The organism is Uniformispora flossi (assembly GCF_049534875.1).
GTDB classification, from domain to species: Bacteria; Actinomycetota; Actinomycetes; order Streptomycetales; family Streptomycetaceae; genus Yinghuangia; species Yinghuangia aomiensis.
Window position 1 is genome coordinate 1 of sequence record NZ_JBMULZ010000007.1, and the last position, 13,749, is coordinate 13,749.

The 13,749-nt window shown below is 72.9% G+C and carries 11 protein-coding genes and 1 tRNA gene; 4 read left to right on the top strand and 8 right to left on the bottom strand.

Features of this window, described 5'->3' with window-relative positions; all coding sequences use genetic code 11:
• Positions 1–44: 44 nt before the first annotated feature.
• A complete protein-coding gene (locus ACPA54_RS17150; RefSeq protein WP_423530625.1) occupies positions 45–647 on the bottom strand; it encodes a DsbA family protein in 603 nt (200 codons plus the stop codon).
• Positions 648–1,456: 809 nt separating this feature from the next.
• Here ACPA54_RS17150 and ACPA54_RS17155 point away from each other — a divergent pair.
• Positions 1,457–2,302 carry an alpha/beta fold hydrolase gene (locus ACPA54_RS17155; protein WP_423530626.1) on the top strand — a complete coding sequence of 282 codons (846 nt, stop codon included), beginning with the start codon at positions 1,457–1,459 and terminating at the stop codon, positions 2,300–2,302.
• A 37-nt stretch (positions 2,303–2,339) separates the two neighbouring features.
• Positions 2,340–3,131: a copper homeostasis protein CutC gene (locus ACPA54_RS17160; RefSeq protein ID WP_423530628.1), complete on the top strand. Its 792-nt coding sequence runs from the start codon at positions 2,340–2,342 to the stop codon at positions 3,129–3,131.
• Positions 3,132–3,654: 523 nt separating this feature from the next.
• Here ACPA54_RS17160 and ACPA54_RS17165 read toward each other — a convergent pair.
• Positions 3,655–4,395 carry a helix-turn-helix domain-containing protein gene (locus ACPA54_RS17165; protein WP_423530630.1) on the bottom strand — a complete coding sequence of 247 codons (741 nt, stop codon included), beginning with the start codon at positions 4,393–4,395 and terminating at the stop codon, positions 3,655–3,657.
• Between the two features lie 471 nt (positions 4,396–4,866).
• Between ACPA54_RS17165 and ACPA54_RS17170 the strand changes: the two genes are divergently transcribed.
• The gene (locus tag ACPA54_RS17170; protein ID WP_423530632.1) at positions 4,867–5,742 is read left to right on the top strand and encodes a YwqG family protein; all 876 of its coding nucleotides are present in this window, start codon (positions 4,867–4,869) and stop codon (positions 5,740–5,742) included.
• Positions 5,743–5,852: 110 nt separating this feature from the next.
• Here the strand turns inward: ACPA54_RS17170 and ACPA54_RS17175 are convergent, their stop codons facing one another.
• The 3 genes from ACPA54_RS17175 to ACPA54_RS17185 form a co-directional block, all read right to left on the bottom strand.
• Complete coding sequence (locus tag ACPA54_RS17175) at positions 5,853–6,251, bottom strand: DUF6928 family protein (RefSeq protein WP_423530634.1); 399 nt, start codon at positions 6,249–6,251, stop codon at positions 5,853–5,855.
• Between the two features lie 167 nt (positions 6,252–6,418).
• A tRNA-Met gene (locus tag ACPA54_RS17180) sits at positions 6,419–6,495 on the bottom strand.
• 161 nt (positions 6,496–6,656) lie between these two features.
• Positions 6,657–7,064 carry a helicase associated domain-containing protein gene (locus tag ACPA54_RS17185; protein WP_423530636.1) on the bottom strand — a complete coding sequence of 136 codons (408 nt, stop codon included), beginning with the start codon at positions 7,062–7,064 and terminating at the stop codon, positions 6,657–6,659.
• A gap of 43 nt (positions 7,065–7,107) precedes the next feature.
• Here ACPA54_RS17185 and ACPA54_RS17190 point away from each other — a divergent pair, with 43 nt between their 5' ends.
• On the top strand, positions 7,108–7,539 hold the full coding sequence (locus ACPA54_RS17190; RefSeq protein ID WP_423530638.1) for a hypothetical protein: 432 nt from the start codon (positions 7,108–7,110) through the stop codon (positions 7,537–7,539).
• A 426-nt stretch (positions 7,540–7,965) separates the two neighbouring features.
• Here the strand turns inward: ACPA54_RS17190 and ACPA54_RS17195 are convergent, their stop codons facing one another.
• From ACPA54_RS17195 to ACPA54_RS17205, 3 genes are all read right to left on the bottom strand, one after another.
• Positions 7,966–11,052 carry a helix-turn-helix transcriptional regulator gene (locus ACPA54_RS17195; protein WP_423530640.1) on the bottom strand — a complete coding sequence of 1,029 codons (3,087 nt, stop codon included), beginning with the start codon at positions 11,050–11,052 and terminating at the stop codon, positions 7,966–7,968.
• Between the two features lie 340 nt (positions 11,053–11,392).
• The gene (locus ACPA54_RS17200; RefSeq protein ID WP_423530642.1) at positions 11,393–12,352 is read right to left on the bottom strand and encodes a DUF1444 domain-containing protein; all 960 of its coding nucleotides are present in this window, start codon (positions 12,350–12,352) and stop codon (positions 11,393–11,395) included.
• Between the two features lie 117 nt (positions 12,353–12,469).
• A complete protein-coding gene (locus tag ACPA54_RS17205; protein ID WP_423530644.1) occupies positions 12,470–13,492 on the bottom strand; it encodes a LacI family DNA-binding transcriptional regulator in 1,023 nt (340 codons plus the stop codon).
• Between the last annotated feature and the right edge of the window lie 257 nt (positions 13,493–13,749).

The following is a 13,749-nucleotide window of genomic DNA, read 5'->3' on the forward strand; positions in this document are numbered from 1 at the left end:
CCACCCGCTCGAACAGCTCGTACAACTCGTCCGGCACCAAACGCTCAACCATCGACACCAGCCCAGGCTACCGAGCCAAATGAGATGACGTCTAAGCGGGCGAGGTCGGGCACGCCCGCGGCGCGCGCGGCGGCCGTCGGGTCGGTGGTGCCGCGCTGGTACACCTCGTCGTGGAACGGCCAGAACCGGCCCTGCTGTCCGGCGGCCCAGGCGGCGCGCGCGAGCGCGATCGAACCGTCGCCGCGGATGGCGAAATTGCGGAACTCGAAGCGGACGACGCCGGTGTCCACGTACTTGCGCAGCAGGTCGGCCTCGGTTTCGCGGGCGAAGCGGATGCAGTAGCCGCAGTTGAAGTCCGCGTACTCGACCATCAGCACCGGCGCGTCGACGCGCCCCAGCGCCATCGGGTCGGCGGCATCCCGCGACGCCGTCGCCGGCAGCGTCAACGCGGCCTTCCGCACCACCCCGTCGTGCGCGGCCCCCACGACCGCCGGCTCCGCCGGCAACCCGGCAGGCACCGACGCCTGCGAGAACTGCGCCAACACGCCCATCAGCACCGCCGCCAGGCCCACCACCGCCACGACCCACACCCGCCGCCGATAGGCCCGCGACGCGGGGCCTTCCCCGGCGCTCAGGATGATCCCCATCGCCACTCCGCCTTCCACTCGTTCCAGGAACCCCGCACAGCGCGCGGCACAACGAGTGGAGGAGGGGAGGGGATACGGGGGAGGGGCCTGATGGGTGGTGGGGGAGCGAGAAGGCAGGCAGTGCCAAGCGCGCGGGTGGGGGGCGGGCCTGCGCGGAGGCCGACAGCCGCTGACGGGTGGGGGCGGGGCCGGTGGCGGGCAAGGCGGAGCGCGGGGCCGGCTGTGGGTGTATGGGCGGGTGCGGTGCCTGCGGTGCCTGCGGTGCCTGCGGTGCCTGCGGGGATGTCGGGAGAGGCTGACGGGTGGTGGCGGGGAGAGCGGGCGCGGGCGTTTGCGGGGCGCGGCTGCGGCGCTGCCGGCACCGTTGCGCTCGGCCCGATGCCCGATGCCCGATGCCCGATGCCGCTTTGCCGCCAGTGCCCGCGCCGCCGGTCCGCTCTGCGACCCGCCCCGCCCCCGCCCGTGGGACAACACCCCCCAGGGGGCCACATTCCGCCGGCCGCGCCCGACGCTCCCCACCTCGCCTGGGCCCTCGTCGGGTCCGTATCGCCTGGCCCGTTGGTGCGTGACTCGTTCTTCCTTCTTGGCCGTGGCACTGGGCGTGTCTGGTGGATATTCGTGCCCCTCACGTCGTCTGGTGCCGTGCATCGCAAGGCGCATGCCCGCAGCTCGTGCTTTGTCGTACTCGCAAGGCCTACGGCGCCGCGAGGGGTGTGAAGATCCAGCAGACCGCCCTAGCCTGAGGCCGCCGAGGGCCGGTGTGTGACGGGGTTCGGCATCGAGCGGGCCGTGACGTGCGGGAGGGCGCGATGGACGGGATCGGGATCGTCGAGGTCGAGGCCGGGGGGATGGTGTTCCGGGCCCGGGTGGCCGGGCCCGAGGACGGGCGGCCGGTTCTGCTGCTGCACGGGTTTCCGGAGACGTCGGCCGAGTGGGTCCTGCAACTGCCCGTGCTGGCGGCGGCGGGCTGTCGGGCCATCGCGTTCGACCAGCGCGGATACTCGCCGGGCGCGCGGCCCGCCGACGAAGCGGCGTACGACCGCGACGCGCTGGTCGGCGACGTGCTGGCGGTCGCGGACGCGCTGGGTGCCGCGACGTTCGACCTCGTCGGGCACGACTGGGGCGGCGCCATCGCCTGGCAGGTCGCCGGACTGCACCCGGAACGGCTGCGCACCGTGACGGTCGTGTCGACCCCGCACCCCGACGCGATGTCCGCCGCGGCCCGGGACAGCGGGTCCGGCCAGCGCAAGCAGTCCGCGTACATGGACATGTTCCGCACCCGCGGCGTCGCCGAGGAGCGCCTGCTCGCCGACGACGCCGCCTACCTGCGCGCCGCGTACGGCGGCCTCCCCGACGACGCCGTCACCGAATACCTCGCCGTGCTGCGCGAGCCCGGCGCGCTGACCGCCGCCCTCAACTGGTACCGCGCGATCACGCCCAAGTCGCTGCACGACGCCGGGCCGATCACCGTGCCCGCTCTTTATGTCTGGGGCAGCGCCGACGGCGCGCTCGGCCGCACCGCCGCGGAACTGACCGCCGCGCACATGCGGGGCCCGTACCGGTTCGTCGAGCTGAGCGGCATCGACCACTGGGTCCCGGAGAACGCCGCGGGACGGCTCAACACGGAACTCCTCCGCCAGTTGGCCGCGCACTGAGGTCTAGACCAATATGGGGGGCATGCGAAACCCGTGCATGCCCGACCCCCTGCTCGAAGTCGTCGTCCTGTCCGCCGCCGACGCCCGGGCCGCCGTGCGCGGCGGCGCCGACCGGCTCGAACTGGTCGCCGACATGTCCGCCGACGGCCTGACTCCGCCCGCCGTCGTCTGGGCCGCCGTCCGCGACGCCGTCGACGTCCCGGTGCGCGTCATGATCCGCCGCGCCCCCGGCTTCGCCCGCGGCGTCCCGCTCGACCGGCTGCGTGCCGACGCGGCCGAGCTGTGGTCCGCCGGGGCGCGCGAATTCGTCGGCGGGTGGCTGACCGCGGCCGGGGACCCGGACGTCGAGGCCTGCGCGGCCGTCTTCGGCGACCTCCCGGATGCCCGCTGGACGTTCCACCGGGCCTTCGACCACATCCCCGACCGCGCTGCCGCCTGGACCGTGGCCGCCGCCCTGCCCGGCGTCGACACGATTCTCACGTCGGGAGGCCCTGGGGGAGTGGGGGACGGGTTGGCCGCGCTGACCGCCGATGCCGAGGCGGAGATGGCAGCGAAGAGCGCGGCGGGGAAGAGCGCGGCAGCGAAGACCACGTCGGCGAAAGCGATGCCCGCAGCCGCGAACGACCGCCCCACTGCCGACTCCGACGCGCAACCCCCGACCCCTCGCCCCCGCATCCTCGTCGGCGGAGGCCTCCGCCTCGAGCACCTCCCCGCCCTCGAAGCCGCGGGCCTGAACGCCTTCCACATCGGCAGCCCGGCCCGCCGCGGCGGCTGGGATCAGCCCGTCGACCCGGCTGCGGTGGCCCGCTGGCGGGAAGCGATCGGCTGACGCGCCCGGGGGTGGCGGCGTCGGAGAATCCGACCGGGCGAACTTGGCGCACGCGTAGGGGAGGAAATAGGGCGGAGCCGCACATACGGCCGCCGAGCGATGTGATGGTTACGGCCCGGGTATCGCCTCGGGAGCGCACGCCGACACCGGTGCGAGCGTGAGCCGGTGATGACGCGTGGCGCTGTCCCCGAAACCACGCCCTCCCCGGCCTTCCCCGGCCGTTCCCGTCTGCGGTGACCCCCGGCACCACACTCCACCCGGTCGCACTGGAGGCGGCAATCCGGGTACTGCCCCCCCGCAACCACTGCACCTGCTCGCCCCGGCGGCGGCGGTGATCCCGGGACCGCTTCCGCAACCACGCCACCCAGCCGTCCCCGGCCACGGTGGCTTCGGGAACGTTCGCGCAACTACAGCGCCCGAGCGCCCCGGCCGCGGTGACGTCCGGGACCACGCCCGCAACCACCCCCACTCCGCTTCCCCCGCCGCGGCGACGATCCCGCAACCGCTACCGCTACCGCTACCGCTACCGCGACCACACCCCGGCCGCCCCCGGATCTGCCGCCGGGTGGCCGAGCAGCGCCCAGAACCGGTCGGCGAGAGCCGCGGGAGTGGCCGGTGGGGGCGGCTCCGCGGCGTGCGGGCGGGTGCCGGGGACGCCGGACGTCCAGGACAGGGCCAAGTGTTCCCGGTACGCAAATTCGCGGTGCAGTCCGGTCAGTGCGGCGGAGACCCGGCTGCGGCGCAGGCCGGTGAGGCGCGCGACCACGGACAGTTGCGCCTTGGGGCGGCCGCGTACCGTCTCCGCGAGCAGCTGCTCGAGTTCCGCGGCGGAACCCGCCACGGCGACCAAGTCGCGGTGTGAAAAGCCGAGTTCGCGGGCGAGCGCGGCCGTCGAGCGGGAGTCGCCGCGCCACGCGTTGGCGCGTTCCATGGCCGTGTAGCGGGAGGGCGGAAGTCCGATCCGCGCGCACAGTTCGGCGACGGTGAGTCGGCGACCGATCCGGTGTTCGCGCAAAGCCCCTGCGGTGCCCATGAGTTCGCCGGGGGAGCACCACAGGGTTTCGGCGAGCGCGAGGAGCTCGGCTTCGGTGGGGCGGTCGGTCCCGGCCTCCCACGCGGCGACCCGGCCGGGGCCCGCGGCGACGCGGAACGCGGCGAGTCCGTAGGCGACTTGGTCGAGGGTCATGTGCAGCCCGCGGCGGGCCCGGCGCGCGGCCGAGGGCGAGAACGGCGGGCGAGCGGCGATGTCCTGGGCGGCCTCCACCGCGCCAGGCTAGGCGCGGCCCGGGCGTCGGAGAACCTGGACGATCGCACCGGACTGCCGCGTTCCGCCCGGTCCCGAATCGTCACATCGTCCGGCAACCCGGGCGCCGTCGCGCGCCGCGGAACGGGCCGGGCAGCAGTGAGGCCCCGGAGCGAACGGGGGGACGTTCCGGGGCCTCGCTGCGTACAACGACCCCCCGCGCACGGGGGTTACGGTCGTCACCGGGAAATCGGCGGAGAAATCGACGACGTCGGCGAAGAAGTCGGTTCCCCGGTAAGGGAGTCGGAGGTCATGGGCCGACGAGAGTTCCGGCCGCTCCCAGTCCCCCGCGTCGTCCCCGACGCCCGCAAAGGACGCGAGAAGCAGGGCGTGGAGAACCTTCATCACGCGCGGTCGGGTTTGTCGGTAGAGGCAGGCAGAATACGCCTCGGCAGGCGACCCCCAGGCGCCGGTTTTGGAGGATACGCTCGTATGGTCCGCACGACGCCGCCGCGGCCGATCACGATGACCGAGGTTTTCCCAGAACTCCGTTCGTTTGCGCGGACGGCGATTCGCTTGCACCCGCGCCGCGGTGCTCCCGCGGTCGGCGAAAGCTCGATGGGCGGCCCGCTGTTGTGGCCGGCCGGTGAACCGTGGCCCTACTGCACACGGGACCACGAGGACGAGGGCGGTCCGGTCGCCCTTCTGCCGGTGCTGCAGGTGTACGCCCGCGATGTACCCGAACTACCAGGATGGCACTGGCCGGACAAAATCGATGTCCTGCAAGTCCTGTGGTGCCCCAACGATCACCACGATCCGAGCATCGACCCGTGGTACGACGGCCCGATTCCCCTACTGTTCTGGCGCAGGTCCGCGGACGTCCTGGACGTGCTGCGCACACCCCCGGCCAGTCGCTTCGCCTGCGATCCCGAGTACTACCACCCCGCCGACGACTGCTACACGCCGGCTCCGTGCGTGATCCATCCCGAGGCGGTGACCGAGTACCCGGACGCCTGCGAGGTTCCGAAGGATCTGGCTCGGCGGATATACGAGTGGGCGGACTCAGCCGGGCAGGAGTATCCGTCCGAGTTGTCGATCGCACCGGGAAGCAAGATCGGAGGGTGGCCTGCACGGCACCTGACTGATTTCCACGCGATCGACTGCCGTTGCGGTGCGCGCATGCAGCCCCTGATAACGGTCGCGAGCAGCGAATGGCACGGCGGCGGCCACAGCTGGATCCCCACAGAAGACCACCCGGATACCAACGACTCCGATCCGTTGGACATCAGCGTCGGACGCCACGGACAGGTGCGTGTCTTCGCTTGCCCGGCGTCGCTCGACCATCCGATGCGGCTCGACACGCAGTGACGGCCGAACGGGACTGGCTTGGCATCGGAACCTGAGGCGCGACCGAGGGAGATGCTCTGCGCGTCGGCCGCCGCGGTGACGCGAGCGTCCACCAATCGTGCCGCGGCGGTTTACGGCAGGTCTGTCTCGACGAGGCGTCCGTTTTCCATGCGGAAGATGCGCGGCGGTTTCATCCGGGCCATGAGGGCGTCGCGCACGGCCTGGCGTTGTTCCGGGGTCGGCCCGTCGGGGTCGGTCAGGCGAATCCGGTGCACGGGGACGTGGTCGGCGTCGATGTCGCCGGGCATGCGGCGGCCTTCGACGACGAACCCGAAGAGGGCGCGCAGCGCCTCCTCGCCGAGGTCCAAGGGGTGGAACGGCAGCGGTTCTCGCGCGGGGCGGTCCAAGGACCCGGCCGCCCGCCCGGATACCGCCTGGCTGCGTTCCACGCTGCGTGCCGCCAGGCCCGATGTCCAAGCACCGTGCACGACCTCGGCCCCCATGACCCCGCGGATGACCGGTCTGGACACGCTCGCTCAGCGTTCAACAGGGACCCGCAGAAGAACATGCGTCGCCACCGAATGGGGACGGTTTGCGGCGACTCTTGCCACGGCTGGACCAGTGACGGCGTGCCGGGAACGGGGGCGGGCCCGTGGGGTAAGTCGTTGGGGTCCGGCGGTTTGCCGGACCCCAACTGTGGTAGCGGGGACAGGATTTGAACCTGCGACCTCTGGGTTATGAGCCCAGCGAGCTACCGAGCTGCTCCACCCCGCGTCGGTGTGATCACCCTATCGGATCTGGCGGGGGACATCGACCACCACGGGGCGTCGCAGCGGCTGCACCGCGGACGCCGCTCCGACCAGGGCACCCGTCGCGCGCATGCTGCGGCGGGAAGCGGCGTTCGAGCCATTGTCCGATGTCGTGTCCGTGGATGGTCACCCGGGCACGAGCTCGTCCAACGTCGCGCCTGCGGCCAACGCTTCGCGTACGCCCGCGTAGTGGCGCTGCCGGTCGAGCGGCCAGGCCGGGTTCCAGTTCGGGTCGATCTCCGCCCGGGCCTCGGCGCGTTCGGGGTGGTCGGCCAGGAAGCCGGGCCGCCGTTGGTTGGGCAGCCACTGCCCGATGGGCGTGTCGAGTGCTGTCGCGGTGAGGGGTGCGGCGTGGGTGCCGTGGTCGGTGTAGTACGCCCGCGTGGTGTCCAGGCTGTCGTCGGAGGCGGCGTCGGTGGGTTCCAGACTGTGCCGAGGCCTTCGAGGCGTTGGACGCAGCCCGGTCGGGGTGTCGGCGGTGTAAGCGGTGCGCTGCCGCTTGATCCAGCTTCCGAGGGGGGTAGCCGGCCTCACACATCTCGGTCGCCCGGGCAGATTGGTATGAGAGCCTCACGCCGTGGCTACGGAAAGCGAGGTGGGAGAGCTGTTGCACCAGCGCGGCTGGAGGACCGTGTTCACGGTCGCTGACAGGGTGAACGCGTGGGCTGCCCTGGTGTGCGCCATCGAGCGCGGCTACGGCGACGACGTGTACGAGTACACGAACGACCTCTACTGCCGAAACTGGCTGCACGAGGCGTGGCTTCCGCTGGACGAACACGTCGTCCAGCTCTGGACCCCGCGGATCGAAGCCCTGGACGCGCAGTACAAAGCCGCGACCATCGACGACGACGGCCTAGCACTCGGTCAGTTCCACAGGCTGCCTGGCCCCGACCTGTGGTGGTGGCGGCGCCATCCCAGCATCCTCACCGGAGACCTCGGGCGATCGCTTCGCTCGGCCGGTGCCGTCGGCGCCGACGCCGACGCCGACGCCGACACGGACACGGCATGACCCTCATGCCTCGTGGGAGTGTGCGTGGCGGGAATTGTTTCTTCACCCGCGAACTGGCCCGGCTCATGACCGGCCCCACGGCCGCAGCGCCGACCCGCTGCTGCTCGCCGCCCAACTGGAGCGCGTGCACCGCTTGCAGGAGCAACTCGCCCAGCGCCTGGCCGCTCGTGCCGTCGCCCGAGACCCGGATACCCGCCCCGACATCCTGGTCCTGAGCGCCCTGGTGGGCGCGGCGTTCGCCTGTCTCCAAGCTGCCCCGTCCGCCGCACCTTGTGTGGCAACGACGACCTCGCACAGCCGGGCGCCTCCCTGGACCACAGGATGCGTGCGCTGCGGCTCATCCGCTATGTCACTGCCGAGCGCTGACCTGCGCGGATCTGGGCCGTATCGCGCGTCGGCGCGGGAACGGTCGCCGCGCCGACCGGGTCAGGCGGTGTCGTCGACGAGGCCCAGGCGGTGGGCGAGGGCGGCGGCTTCACCTCGGCTCGCCACCTCGAGCTTGCCGAGGATGTTGGAGACGTGGACGCTGGCCGTCTTCACGCTGATGAACAGCTCTTCGGCGATGCGCCGGTTGCTGTAGCCCCGTGCGAGCCGCTGGAGGACTTCCCGTTCGCGCGGGGTCAGCGACGCCGCGGTGGCTGTGGCGGTGTCGGGGGAGTCCTTCGCGCCGCCGGGGGTCGGGTCGTTTGCCGACGCCGGCGCCGGCTGCGGAAGCGTCAAGGACATGCGGCGGGCCAGGAGCTCCGCGCTCGCCCGGAGCGGTTCCGCGCCCAGGCGGACGGCCCTGGCGTGGGCGGCGGCGAGGGCGTCGCGGGCCTCGGTCCGACGGCCCGCGGCGGCCAGGGCGGAGGCCAGGTCGAGTTTGACGCGGGCCTGGTCGTACGGCTTGGTGGTACGCGACCACGCCTCGTCGGCCTCGATCCAGCGTTCGGCGAGACCCGAGTGCCCTTCGGCGGTGTCGAGGAGGGCGGTGACGGTCACCGCGTACGCGCGGTCGAGGTCGCAGTCCGTCGCGAGCGTCTTCGCGAATGACCGGAGGGCTGCGGCGGCGGACCCGACCGCCTCCGATCCGCCGGATGCTGCCGGTGCCAGCTCGGCTTCGGCACGCGCCGCCTCCGCCAACAACGGCCATCCATAACGCTGGTGGCCTGCCAGCACGCCTTCCCCCAGTTGCGCGGCGGCGATCTCGCGTGCCGCGTCCAGGTCGCCCGCCCTGCGCGCGGCGGCGATCCCGAGGGCCCGGTGCGGGATCGTCGCCTGCGGTTCGAGGTAGGTCTCCACCGCCGTGGTGAGTCCCCGCTCCAGGTGACGGGCCGCAGCCTCGTCGTCGCCGCGGTATACGGCCAGTTCGGCGAGCACGCGCTCCAGGTGGGACGACGCCCTCGGACCCGGGCTGAGCGCGAGCGCGTCCGCCGCGACCTGGGCGGCTTCGTCCCAGCGTCCCAGGGACAGGAGGCTCTCGGCGAGGTTGCCGGAGGTGAACACGGCCATGTGGCGTTGTCCGCGTTCGAGGGCGATCGCGAGTCCGCGCCGGGCGGTTGCGACGGATTCCTCGTGGCGCCCGAGCCCTTCGAGCAGGGAGGCGTGGTTGCCCAGCATGTGGACCAGGGTGTCCGGGTGGTCGAGGCCTTCGGCGATCGCGATTGCCTTGTCGCCGTTCTCCTTCGCCTCGTCGACGGCGCCGACGCTGAGCAGGAACCAGGCGAGCGTCTTGCGGACGTCGGCCTCCGCGGCGATGTCGCCCATCTCTTGGGCCGCCACCAAGGCGTCGCGTGCGGCGCTTACGGCTTCGGCGGCCCGGTCGTCGAGCACCTGCGCGCGGGCGATCTGGATGCGTACGCTCGCGTGCTCGGCCGTCGCGGGCACCTTGGCGAGAAGGGCCTCGGCCTTGCGGAGTTCGGGGAGGCCCGACCCGCGGGCGGTGGTACGCAGCAATTGCGCCCGGGTGAGCCAGAGCACGGCGGCGCGGCGCGGGTCCGCGTCTGCGTCGACGATTTCGAGGGCTTGGCGGAGCAGCGCGAGTCCGTGGTCGGGCGCATCGTGGTAGCGGGCCGCGGTCGCGGCGTCCTCGAGGATGTCGAGCTGGGCGGTGCCGGAGAGCGAGGCCGGGTCGGGGACGCGTTCCCACATCTGGAGGGCGCCGTCGAGCAGCCGCAGCTGCTCGCCGAAGGCGTAGCGGTCGCCGGCGTGGCGGGCGGCGGTGAGCAGGGCGGGGAGGGCACGGGCCGGGTCCTCGGCGGCCCACCAGTGGGTGGCGATCCTTCCGACGGCCTCGTCGGCGGGGACGAGGCCGGGGTGGTCCTCCAAAGCGCGGGCGAACGCGGCGTGGCTGCGCATGCGTTCGCCGGGCAGCAGGTCGTCGAGTGCGGCCTCGCGGACGAGGGCATGGCGGAAGCTGTATCCGTCGCCGTCGCGTGCGGGGGCGAGCACGTGCGCGCCGACTGCGGCGCGCAGGGCGGTGTCGAGCGCGTCCGGGTCGAGGCGGGCGTGTGCGGCGGCGACCTCGGCGAGGAGGCGGTGCGGGACGCTGGGACCGCCAACGGCGGCCAGCCGCACGACGTGCTGGGCAGCGTCGGGGAGTTGTTCGATGCGGACGAGGAGAAGGTCGCGCAGGGACTCGGACAGGCGGGTCAGACGTCCGTCGCGGACGCTGTCCGCGAGTTCTTCGACGAAGAAGGCGTTGCCGTCCGACCGGGTGAACACCTGTTCGACGAGCCGGTGGGACGGCTCCTCGCCGAGGATGCCGTGGAGTTGCTCGGCGACCTGGGCGCGCGTGAGGCGGGCGAGGTCGAGGCGGCGCACACTGCGTGCGCGGTCCAGCTCGGCGAGCACGGGGCGCAGCGGGTGACGTCGGTCGACGGCGTCGGCGCGGTATGTGGCGACGATCAGCACGCGGGCGCGGCGCAGGGTGCGGACCCAGTAGACGAGCAGCTCGCGGGTGGCGGAGTCGGCCCAGTGCAGGTCCTCGATGGCGACGACGAGTGTCCGGTCGGTGGCGAGGGAGTCGAGGAGGTGCAGGGTGAGGTCGTAGAGGCTCAGACGGTTGGCCGCCCCTGCGTCGGGGTCCCGAGGCGGGGTTCCGGGGGTGGCGCCACCGGGCGGGGAGTGCGGCACACCGGTATCGGCGGCCGTCACCGAAGCGGCCGATCCGACGGGCTGCGGAACCGGGACGAGGCCCGGGGCGAGCCGGGCGAGGTCGGCCTCACGCCCGGCCGCGGCCTGGGCGAGCCGGTCGCCGAAGGCCGCGTCGAGCATCCGCAGTGCCCCGGCGACGGGTGCGAACGGCAGCGCTTCGGCGCCGAGTTCGATACAGGACCCGGTCGCGGTGACGGCGCCTGCCGTGGTGGCGTGCGCAAGGAACTCGTCCAGGAGCCTGGTCTTGCCCACGCCGGCCTCGCCCGCGACCAGGACCACGGCGGGCGTGCCGGAGTCCGCGGCGCGGAGGGCTTCGTCGAGGATGCCGAGTTCGGTGGTTCGGCCGACGAAGACGGGGCTGACGGGGTTGGCGGACATAGGGGGAGCATGCCATGACTTGGGGCGAAACCGCTGGGGTGGTTCCGCCGCCAGGGAGGCCGGAGGCACCCGCCGATGAGGACATCCAAGACCGGTGGACGCCGCATCAGCCGACCGTGACAGACGCCACCGTCGTCGCCGAACCGGTCGCGGCCGCCGAGCAAGCCCACCCGGGACCCTGGAACCCCGGAACCCTCCGCTGCCTCCCAGCCCGCCGGGACCCCGCTGATGGCCCGTGTGGGCTGGGCGGACTCTCCCGCCGCGTGCACGACGCGACCGGGGCCCACGACCCGCACAAGCCCGCCGCGCCCGCCGGGAGGGATGGTGCTTTCCGGTCTTCTTATGGCGTGCCGTCGGTGTCGTCCGCGAGCAGGCGTTCCAGCAGTGCTTGGAACTCCGCGCCGACCGTGATGCCGATCCCGTCGTCCACGCGTTCGCTGAGCTGGGTGAGCCGGCGCCGGTGCCACCAGTACACGTAGGGGCTGACCGGGCCGGGGGCCTCCTCGTGCCGGGCGGCGGCGAAGCCGGCCAGGGCGTTGAGGGCGGGCACCACGTCCATGCCGGTGATCGGGTGGAACGCCAGCACGTGCCGGAACGGGAAGGCGACCAGCGCCCCGTCGGGGCCGAGGGCTTTGCCGGTGATCCGCCGTACCAGGTCGTCGAGGACCAGGACCCGGCTCGCGGTGAAGAACGAGTCCCCGGCGAGGAGATGGAACGTGCCGCCGTCCTCGTGGGTGACCACTTCGTGCTCCTCGACCGGGAGCGCGCGCAGGTTGTTCATCGCCCGCAGCCGCAGTTCGGCGAGGTCGCCGAGGGCGGAGAGCGCGTCGCCGGGCAGCGTCTGGACGCTTTCCGGCAAGTCGAGCGCGAGGACTTCGCGCAGCCCGGGCGCGGGCGCCGGGGCGTACACGAACGCCGGGTCGTCCGGCAGGTTCGTGTCCGACGTGACGCGGGGGAAGAGCCGGGCCCGCAGTTCGTCGTGCGAGAGGGTGTCGAGGGCGGACGGCGCGTCCATCGCGCGCACCAGCTTGTCGACGTGGTCGCGGATCAGCGCCGGCCAGGCCCGGGAGCCGCGTTCGTCGTTGTGGCAGCCCGCGGCGAGGTTGTAGAGGTTGTAGTTCCGCTGCGCGCTGTCCGTCATGTGGTCGGCGAACACCGTGACCTCGAGGCCGCGCTCGGCGAACGCCTCCCGGGTGAGGCTGCGCAGCATCCGCCCCTCGGCCTCCGACAGGAATTCGAACGCCGGATCGCGAGGAGTGTCGCGCGGATCGCGCTTCGGCCCCCGACGGAACAACCCCACGCCTGCCTCCTACCCGGTGATCACGTACCGGGATCGTAGCGAGCGCGGGGCACCCCGGGGCCGGGCGCGGGCCCCGGGGCGCGGGCCCGCGCGGCGGGTGCCCGCGGGGGTGTGCGGTCAGGCCGAGTCGCGTACCACCACCCGCGGTTCGTTCTCCGGCAGTTCCGGCCAAGGCTCGTGCGGGCCGCGGTCGAGCAGCTCCAGCAGGACCCGCACGTGCGCCTCCGCGAAGTCGCTCGTGTGCAGCGCCACGCTGCTGAGCCGCGGCTGCACCAGCTCGCACAGCGGCGTGTCGTCGACGCCCAGCACCGCGATGTCGTCGGGCACGGACAGGCCCGCGTCGCGCAGGGCACGCAGCATCAGGGCGGCGAATTCGTCGTTGTAGGCGAACAGCGCGCGCGGCCGCCCGTCCGGGTCGGCCGCCCACGCGCGGGCCAGCACGAGTGCGGCGTCGTGGTCGAAGCCCAGGTCGTGCCGGGCGACCGCGAGGCCGGTGGTGGAGACCTCCGCGGCGAGTCCCGCGTAGCGCAGCTCGCCCGGCTCGGCGAGGTCGCCGGTGGGCACGATCGCCGCGATGCGGCGGTGCCCGCGGTCGAGCAGGTGGCGGGCGGCGACCCGGCCGACCTTCTGCTGGGCGAGCCGCACGGTCGGTGCGAACGGGACCTCCTCCTCGCCGACCAGGACCACCGTGCGCACGCCGTGCCGGCGCAGCAGGTCGACGCTCTCCGCCGTGCACCGGTCGGTGTCCGCGATGACCGCGCGCGGCCGCAGCTCGGCCCAGGCGAGGGCCGCGTCGGTGCCGGTGAGGCTGCGGTCGCCGTGCACGAGGAGGACGAGGCCGCGGTCGGCCAGGGCGGCGCGGGTGCGTTCGATGACGGAGTTGAGGGCGGGTCCGAGGGGCCAGCGGGGCATCGCGTACACGACGAGGTTCCCGGTTCCGGCGCGCAGGGCGCGGGCGCCCGCGTTGGGCGCGTAGCCCAGTTCGCGGACCGCGGCGAGGACCTTGTCCCGGGTGGCGTCGCTGATGCCGGAGCCGGGGACGTCGTTGAGCACGAAGGACACCGTGGTTCTGGACACGCCGGCAGCCCGGGCGACGTCGGCGCTCGTGGGCGCCTTGCCTTGACGAGGGACTTGGGGCATGGCTACCGGTCCTCACGTGAGGGTTCGAGGGTGGTGCAGCGGGTTCCGGCAGGGTCGGCAGATTCCCCGGGTGGCGTCCGGAGGCTTCTGTCAACAGTGTTGCCGAAGGGTTTCAACAGAGGGTGACATGAGGTTCCCATGGCCGCAGCCCATTTGGTTCCACGGGGGCCATGCGACGTAAATCACGGGGGGTTTACGTGTTCTTCATCCCGTGCCATGATCCGTGCACCGCTGCTGACACGTGTCAGTAACACGAG